Source organism: Mesorhizobium sp. M6A.T.Ce.TU.002.03.1.1 (genome assembly GCF_003997275.1).
Taxonomy (GTDB): domain Bacteria; phylum Pseudomonadota; class Alphaproteobacteria; order Rhizobiales; family Rhizobiaceae; genus Mesorhizobium; species Mesorhizobium mediterraneum.
Map to the genome: position 1 here is coordinate 1 of NZ_RZTI01000226.1, position 4,715 is coordinate 4,715.

The following is a 4,715-nucleotide window of genomic DNA, read 5'->3' on the forward strand; positions in this document are numbered from 1 at the left end:
AAAAGTCCGGGCTGCCCGGCCGGCATTCGCCGTTAAGTTGACGCGGGGTGGAGCAGCCCGGTAGCTCGTCAGGCTCATAACCTGAAGGTCACAGGTTCAAATCCTGTCCCCGCAACCAAATCAAAAACGGCCCGCTTCACGCGGGCCGTTTTGCGTTTGGGTCCCGGCACGGGGTCGCCTTGTAACCGCGGTTCTCAGCCCACGGCCTGCTTTCAGCCGATGGCGTAGGCTCACGGCAGGAGTTCGTCGATTAGGCCGTTGGCATGGCCGTGGACGATCCGGGTGAGAACGTCGGCGAGGTTCAGGCCGCGTCGCCCTACCGCAGGCTTTCCAACTCGCGTATGCGTTTGGCGCCGTCGGCCTCGAGCTGCCGGGTGACGGCGCCAATCAGGGTTTCGGCAACGACGAAAAGGGCCGCCGAGGAGTCCCAGGCCGAGGGCACGGCGGTGCGCCCGGCGATGACATGGCGGGCGAAGCGGGCGATCGGCGACAGCCACTGGTCGGTGAACAGCACGATCTGCACGCCGCGCTGATGCGCCGTCTCGGCAAAGCGGACCAGGCTGTCCTGGTAGCGCCTGATGTCGAAGATCACCAGCACGTCGCGCTTGCCCATGTCGATCAGCCGGTCGCGCCAGACGCTTTCCTGTCCGGCGAGGTGAAAGACGTTGGGCTGGACGATGGCGAGGTGGGCGGCCATGTAGCGCGCCAGCGGATCGGTGAAGCGGCCGCCGATCAGGAACGTCTTGCCGCGCCGGTCGGCAAGCTTTGCGACGATGTCGGCAAGCTGTTTGTCGGACAGATGCCGGAACGTCTCGCGCATGTTGTCGAGCGTTGCCTCCAGCATCGGCGATACCGCGCCGCCGCCCAGCGCCGACGGATTGAGCGTCCGCGATGCCGGCGATTGCAATTGCGCCGCCAGTTCGTCCTGCAGCGCCGACTGGAATTCCGGGTAGTTCTGGAAGCCGAGCCGGGCGACGAAACGCAGGATCGTCGGCGAGGAGACGCCGGCGACAGCTGAGAACTCGGCGACCGTCTTCAGGCCGATCAGCGGATAGTTGGCGATCAGCGTTTGCGCTGCGCGGCGCTCGCCCGCCGGCATCGTGCCGATGCGGTCCGAGATCAGTTCGGCGATGCTCGAAATCATCTTTTCCCCACCCTGGCCGCTTTGCCGAAATCGCGTTTGACAAAGCCCGACAAACTGTATGAAATCATCCGCAGGGACGCAATGAGGTAAAATACGTAACATACGATACAGCGCTCCCGGGGACGACAGGACAATGGAGACAGCACGGCCCGCCAGCCTTGCATTGCCTGAAACCGTGAGGGTGACAAACCCCGGCGGTTCGAGCCCATTCGTGCTGACCTGCGACCACGCCTCCAACTTCCTGCCGCCGGAATTCGGAACGCTCGGCCTTGCTGCCGAGCAGCTTTCCCGCCACATCGCCTGGGACCCCGGCGCGCTGCCAGTCGCCCACCGCATGGCCGAGGCGCTCGACGCGACGCTGGTCGAGACCCGCATTTCGCGCCTTGTCATCGACTGCAACCGGCCACTGGATGCGCCCGACCTGGTGCCGCCGGTCAGCGAGACCACCGCCATTCCGGGCAATGCTGGCCTGTCGGAAAAGCAGCGCGCCGCGCGCATCGCTCTGTCCTGGCAACCCTTCCATGACACGCTCGCGAGCATCATCGACAAAAGGCTGGCGCGCGGGCTCGAGACGCGGCTGGTTTCAATCCATTCCTTCACCCCGGTCTACAAGGGTATGAACCGGCCTTGGCATATCGGCATCATCCACGACGAGGACCGCCGGCTCGCGGCGCCGCTTATCGCCGCGCTGCGGCGGCTCGCCGGCGTCACAGTCGGCGTCAACGAACCCTATTCGCCGGCCGACCGCGTTTATTTCACGCTGGAACGCCACGCGCGCCCGCGGGGGCTACCCTGCGCGATGATCGAAATCCGCAACGACGAGATCTCCGGCGAGGCCGGGCAGCGAAAATGGGCGGACCTGCTCACAGGCATTTTTCTAGATCTGGAGCCCGAGGCGGCCAGGGGCTCCCGAGCAAGCGCAGTGGGAAAGTCAGCACAATCGGCCAACTAAGAACCAGAAGGGGACAAAAATGTCAGCGCAAGACTATTCGGACGTCGACAAGAAGGAGGATCTGAAGGTCCTTCACGGAATGGGCTATGCCCAGGAACTGTCGAGAAGCATGAGCCGCTTCTCGAATTTCGCCATCTCGTTTTCGATTATCTGCATCCTGTCGGGTGGCATCAACTCCTTCGCGCAAGCCACGTCGTCGATCGGCGGCGCAGGCGCCGGCATCGGCTGGATCGTCGGCTGCGCCGTTTCCGGATTTTTTGCGCTCGCCATGGCGCAGATCGCCTCGGCGTTTCCGACCGCCGGCGGCCTCTATCACTGGGCGTCGATCCTCGGCAACCGCTTCACCGGCTGGCTCACCGCCTGGCTCAACCTGCTTGGCCTGATTACGGTGCTCGGCGCGATCAACATCGGCACTGCTTTCTTCTTCGTCGGCACTTTCGGCGGAGCCTTCGGCATGACTGGCACGCCTGGCGAGATCGTCGGGTTTGTCGCCTTCATCACCGTGTTGCAGGCGCTGCTCAACCATTTCGGCATCAAGTTGACGGCTATGCTGACGGACGCCTCCGGCTTCCTGATCCTGGCAACGACAGCCGTGCTGATCGTCGCTTGCCTGATGTTTGCTCCTGCGATCGACATCACACGGTTGTGGACGTTCACGAACTATTCGGGTGATGCAGGCGGCGGCGTTTTCCCGCAGTCCGATTCCATGGGGTATCTCTTCCTGCTCTGCCTGCTACTGCCGGTTTACACCATCACTGGCTATGACGCGTCGGCGCATACTTCGGAAGAGACGTTGAAGGCAGCGCACTCGGTTCCGCGGGCGATCGTTTCGTCCGTGCTCTGGTCATCGCTGATCGGCTGGGTGATGCTATGCGCGATCGTATTGGCGATCCCCGATCTGGCGGCCGGCGCCAAGCAGGGCTGGGGCGTGTTCTTCGCGACGATGGACGCGATCTTGCCGTCGTGGCTTAAGACGCTGCTCTATCTGGCCATCCTGATCGCGCAGTTCCTCTGCGGTCTCGCAACGGTCACCTCTGCCTCGCGCATGCTTTTCGCCTTCTCGCGTGACGGTGGCATGCCGGTCGGCTCGGCCTCGCTAGCCAAGGTCAGCCCGGCCTGGCGCACGCCGGTCAATGCGATTTGGACGGCTGCGGTCCTCGAGATCATCTATGTCTTTCTTGCCCAGTTCATTTCGATCGGTGGCACGAACATCTATACCATCGTCGTCAATTCGACATTGGTGTTCCTGTTCCTGTCCTTCATCATTCCGATCGTGCTCGGCATGATGGCTTTCGGAACGGAGAAATGGCCGAATCCCGGCCCGTGGAATCTCGGCGCCGGCCTGTTCAAGTTGTTTTGCATCCTGTCGGTCATCGGCATGGTGATCATCTTCTACATCGCCATCCAGCCGCCAAACGACAAGGTGCTCTATATCACCCTGGGCTTCATCGTGCTGACCGCCGTGCTTTGGTTCGGCTTTGAGAACCGCCGCTTCAAGGGCCCGCCGGTCGGCGACCAGATTGCCAAGCGTCAGGCAGCGATCAAGGCTGCCGAGGTAGCCATAGGCGAAGCCGGCGCCTGACACCTCTCCATCGCCATGGCCGGCGCCTGCCGGCCATGGCTTTCCACATATTCAAGGCGACAAGCCCTAAACAACAAGCACTGGAGTGCCAAAGGAATGGCCGGAAATTTCTCGTTCGATCAGTTGAAGAAGGCGGTCTCCAGCGGCGAGATCGACACGGTGCTGGCCTGCATTGTCGACATGCAGGGCCGGCTGGCGGGAAAGCGGTTCCTGGCACAGTATTTCGTCGAGTCCGCCCATGACGAGACGCATGGCTGCAACTATCTCTTGGCCGCCGACATCGATATGGAACCGGTGCCAGGCTACAAGGCGGCGAGCTGGTCGAAGGGTTACGGCGACTTCGTCATGAAGCCGGACCTGGCGACGCTGCGGCGCATTCCATGGCTGGAAAAGACGGCGCTGGTGATCTGCGACGTGCTCGACCACCACACCCATGACGACCTGCCGCATTCGCCGCGCGCCATCCTGAAGAAGCAGGTCAAGCGGCTGAGCGAGCGTGGCTATATCGGCTATTTCGCCTCCGAGCTCGAATTCTATCTGTTCAGCGAAACTTACGATTCCGCCCGCAAGAAGCACTGGCAGAGCCTCGACACCGCCTCCCCCTATATCGGCGACTACCAGATCGGCATCACCACCAAGGAAGAAGGCGTCATGCGCCGGCTGCGCAACGAGATGGAAGCAGCCGGCATTCCGATCGAGAACTCCAAGGGCGAGTGGGGTCCGGGCCAGGAAGAAATCAATGTGCGCTATGCCGAGGCGATCGACATGGCCGACCGCCACGTCATCCTGAAGAACGGCGCCAAGGAAATCGCCGAGTCCGAAGGCAAGGCGATTTCGTTCATGGCAAAATACAATTATGGGCTGGCCGGCAATTCCAGCCACATCCACAATTCGCTGTGGAGCGCCGATGGCAAGACGCCGCTTTTCTACGACAAGAATGCTGAATGGACGCTGTCGACGCTTGGTCAGCAATGGGCGGCTGGCCAGCTCAAATACGCCAAGGAATTCACCTGGTTCCTGGCACCCTACATCAATTC

4 protein-coding genes and 1 tRNA gene are annotated in these 4,715 nt (G+C 62.1%); 4 read left to right on the forward strand and 1 reads right to left on the reverse strand.

Features of this window, described 5'->3' with window-relative positions:
- The first annotated feature begins 41 nt into the window (after window positions 1–41).
- Window positions 42–118 (forward strand) — tRNA-Met (locus EOC93_RS32565).
- 198 nt (window positions 119–316) lie between these two features.
- On the opposite strand, the gene EOC93_RS32570 is transcribed toward EOC93_RS32565, so the two are convergent.
- Window positions 317–1,144 carry a MurR/RpiR family transcriptional regulator gene (locus tag EOC93_RS32570; RefSeq protein ID WP_127206657.1) on the reverse strand — a complete coding sequence of 276 codons (828 nt, stop codon included), beginning with the start codon at window positions 1,142–1,144 and terminating at the stop codon, window positions 317–319.
- A 133-nt stretch (window positions 1,145–1,277) separates the two neighbouring features.
- On the opposite strand from EOC93_RS32570, the gene EOC93_RS32575 reads away from it, so the two are divergent.
- From EOC93_RS32575 to EOC93_RS32585, 3 genes are all read left to right on the forward strand, one after another.
- Window positions 1,278–2,096, forward strand: coding sequence for an N-formylglutamate amidohydrolase (locus EOC93_RS32575; RefSeq protein WP_095484033.1), 819 nt, complete (start codon window positions 1,278–1,280; stop codon window positions 2,094–2,096).
- Window positions 2,097–2,115: 19 nt separating this feature from the next.
- Window positions 2,116–3,678 (forward strand): amino acid permease, encoded by a 1,563-nt coding sequence (locus tag EOC93_RS32580; protein WP_127206658.1) that lies wholly within the window; start codon window positions 2,116–2,118, stop codon window positions 3,676–3,678.
- Between the two features lie 96 nt (window positions 3,679–3,774).
- Window positions 3,775–4,715 (forward strand): glutamine synthetase family protein (locus EOC93_RS32585; protein WP_164759376.1); only part of this gene is annotated, 941 nt, incomplete at its 3' end.

Bases quoted from the DNA above. Each gene is read 5' to 3' on its own strand.
- EOC93_RS32580 (WP_127206658.1), top strand. From the start codon at position 2,116: ATGTCAGCGCAAGACTATTCGGACGTCGACAAGAAGGAGGATCTGAAG.
- EOC93_RS32570 (WP_127206657.1), bottom strand. From the start codon at position 1,144: ATGATTTCGAGCATCGCCGAACTGATCTCGGACCGCATCGGCACGATG.
- EOC93_RS32575 (WP_095484033.1), top strand. From the start codon at position 1,278: ATGGAGACAGCACGGCCCGCCAGCCTTGCATTGCCTGAAACCGTGAGG.